The sequence below is a fragment of the Peptidiphaga sp. genome, from assembly GCF_057238965.1.
On record NZ_DBHHEV010000080.1, the window covers coordinates 7,820 to 10,653 of the forward strand.

The window sequence follows — 2,834 nt, forward strand, 5'->3', positions numbered from 1 at the left end:
GAGATCCGCCGACCGATCACCGACCTCAACATGGTCGACGACGTCCAGATCGAAGACGACGGCACGGTCATGGTCTCGATACTCCTGACTACTGCGGGCTGTCCCTTGCGCGACTCCATCTCCGCCGACGTGAAGAACGTCGTCGGCGAGCTCGAAGGCGTCGAGCGCGTCTTCGTCAAGATGGGCGCCATGAACTCCGAGCAGCGCGCCGAGCTGCAGGCGAAGCTGCGCGGGAGCGCGGCCGACCGCGTCGTCCCCTTCGCCCAGAAGGGCAGCCTCACGCGGGTCCTCGCCGTCACATCCGGCAAGGGCGGCGTGGGCAAATCCTCCGTCACGGTCAATCTCGCGGCCGCCATGGCCGCCTCCGGCCTCAAAGTCGGGCTCGTGGACGCCGACATCTTCGGCTTTTCCGTGCCGCGGATGATGGGCGTGGACCAGCCTCCCACCGCCCTCGACGGAATGATCATCCCTCCCGTCGCCCACGACGTGAAGGTCATCTCGATCGGGATGTTCCTTCCCGACAACTCCCCCATCCTGTGGCGCGGCCCCCGGCTGCACCGCGCGCTCGAGCAGTTCTTTTCGGACGTCTTCTGGGGAGACCTCGACGTGCTTCTCCTCGACCTGCCCCCCGGCACCGGAGACATCGCGATATCCGTGGCCCAGCTCATTCCCGGCTCCGAGATCGTCGTTGTGACGACGCCGCAGATCGCCGCCGCGGAGGTGGCCGAGCGCGCCGGCCAGATGGCAAGTCAAACGCACCAGCGCGTGGTCGGCGTCATCGAGAACATGTCCTACCTCCTCATGCCGGACGGATCGAAGAACGAGATCTTCGGCCAGGGCGGAGGCGCGACGGTCGCCGAGCAGCTCACCGCGGACCTGGGCTACGAAGTCCCCCTTCTCGGCAGCATCCCGATCGAGGTGTCGCTGCGCGAAGGCGGCGACGAAGGAGTGCCCGTCGTCTTGGCGGAGGGCTCCTCCAAGGCGCAGGAGAGCCTGCGCGGAATCGCCGGCTCCCTGGCACGCCGGGCCCGGGGGCTCGCCGGGCTGAGCCTAGGCGTAACGCCGGTCTGATAATCTCACACCATGGCAACAGATCAGACGCTCGCATGGGCCTACACTGAGGACCTCTACGTCGAGAGCGACGTCGTAACGCAAGCTCGTCGCCTCGCCGGCGAATTCGGCATCTCGTGCGTGAGTCCGGCAACCGGGGCCCTCCTTCGGCTCCTCGTGAGCTCGACGGGCGTTGCCTCAATCGTCGAGGTGGGAACGGGCACCGGAGTGTCCGGCCTCTACCTTCTGGCCAACGGCGACGTCACACTCACCTCGATCGACGTCGAGCGCGAGGCCCAGCACGCCGCACGAGAGGCCTTTTCGAAGGCAGGCGTGCGCAGCGGGCGCACCCGGCTGATCAACGGGCGCAGCGCCGACCTTCTGCCTCGGCTGGCCGCAAACTCCTACGACCTCGTCTTCCTCGACGGCGACCCTCTGGAGACCCCGGAAGACGCCGAGGAGGCCCTGCGGCTCCTTCGTCCCGGCGGCATCCTAGTGGTGGCGCGGGCCCTCGCGGGAGGGCGCGTGGCGGATCCGGCTCGCAGGGAGGACGACGTCGTCGCCATCCGCAACCTCGGCCGCGAGCTCGTCTCCTCGCCCGACCTGGAAACCTCCGTCGTCCCCGTCGGCGAAGGCTTGCTCGTCGCCCACCTCCTCTAGCGGGCCCAAGCGCCCTAAGCCTAGCGGGCCCAAGCGTCCCAAGCTCGGCCTTGCAAAAGCCTGCGCCGGCCCGATGAAACGTCCCGGGCCCGAACGACGAAAAGACCCACACGCCCAAAAGCGGTGGGTCTGTTTCGCGGATGCGCGCCTAACGTTCGACGGCCGCCAAAGCCTCCTTCAAGTCGGATGCCTCGGCGTCCTTCAACTCCAAGACAAGGCGGCCTCCTCCGTCGACGGGAATGCGGACGACGATTCCGCGGCCCTCCCGTTCGACTTCCAACGGGCCGTCGCCAGTGCGAGGTTTCAATGCTGCCATGCGAATCTCCTTTCGCCCCGACAGTTGTTACCTATCGCACTCTCAGTCTACCCGTTTCTCACTGTCCGTTTCGTCGATTTTCGGCCTCATTCTGGAGTTTCCGTCTGCTCTACTCCGGGGTTTCCGCTTTCTTCTCGGCAGCCAGCCGGCGAATCCCGGAGCGGACGGCCTCGATGGCTTCCCCTGCCGTGTCGACCACCGTCAACAGGTCGGCGTCGGCCTCGCCGATCATCCCCGATTCCCGCAGAGTGCCGCGAATCCAACGATCGAGCCCGTCCCAGTGGTCGCGTCCCACGAGGACAATCGGGAACGAGGAGACCTTCTTCGTCTGCACCAAGGTCACAGCCTCGAAAAGCTCGTCCAGGGTGCCGAAACCGCCGGGCATGACCACAAACCCCAAAGAATATTTGAGAAACATGGTTTTTCGTGCGAAAAAGTAGCGAAAGTTGACGCCGAGGTCGACGTACTCGTTCATGCCCTGCTCGAACGGAAGCTCGATTCCCAGGCCCACGGACAGTCCGTCGCCTTCCCGGGCGCCCCGGTTTCCCGCCTCCATGACTCCCGGCCCGCCGCCGGTGATGACCCCGAATCCCGCCGCGGCGAGCCTTTGCGCGATCTCCCTTGCGGTTTCGTAGGAGGGGTCGCCGGGCCGGGCGCGCGCCGAGCCGAAGATCGAGATCGACGGCGGAAGGTCGGCAAGCGCGCCAAAGCCTTCGACGAACTCGGACTGGATGCGCATGACGCGCCACGGATCGGTGTGCGTCCAATCCGAGGAGCGCTCGTTGCTCAACAATGCGGCGTCGGCCGT

Annotated in this window: 4 protein-coding genes; 2 read left to right on the forward strand and 2 right to left on the reverse strand. The window is 66.3% G+C overall.

The features are described 5' to 3' along the window. Both ACO48X_RS09100 and ACO48X_RS09105 read left to right on the forward strand, forming a co-directional pair. Positions 1-1,071 (forward strand): Mrp/NBP35 family ATP-binding protein (locus ACO48X_RS09100; protein WP_485001771.1); only part of this gene is annotated, 1,071 nt, incomplete at its 5' end. Positions 1,072-1,083: 12 nt separating this feature from the next. After that, positions 1,084-1,710 (forward strand): O-methyltransferase, encoded by a 627-nt coding sequence (locus ACO48X_RS09105; protein WP_009199019.1) that lies wholly within the window; start codon positions 1,084-1,086, stop codon positions 1,708-1,710. A 148-nt stretch (positions 1,711-1,858) separates the two neighbouring features. On the opposite strand, the gene ACO48X_RS09110 is transcribed toward ACO48X_RS09105, so the two are convergent. Beyond that, complete coding sequence (locus ACO48X_RS09110) at positions 1,859-2,026, reverse strand: DUF3117 domain-containing protein (RefSeq protein WP_485001772.1); 168 nt, start codon at positions 2,024-2,026, stop codon at positions 1,859-1,861. 109 nt (positions 2,027-2,135) lie between these two features. Beyond that, positions 2,136-2,834: LOG family protein (locus ACO48X_RS09115; protein ID WP_485001773.1), on the reverse strand; the 699-nt coding region annotated here is incomplete at its 5' end.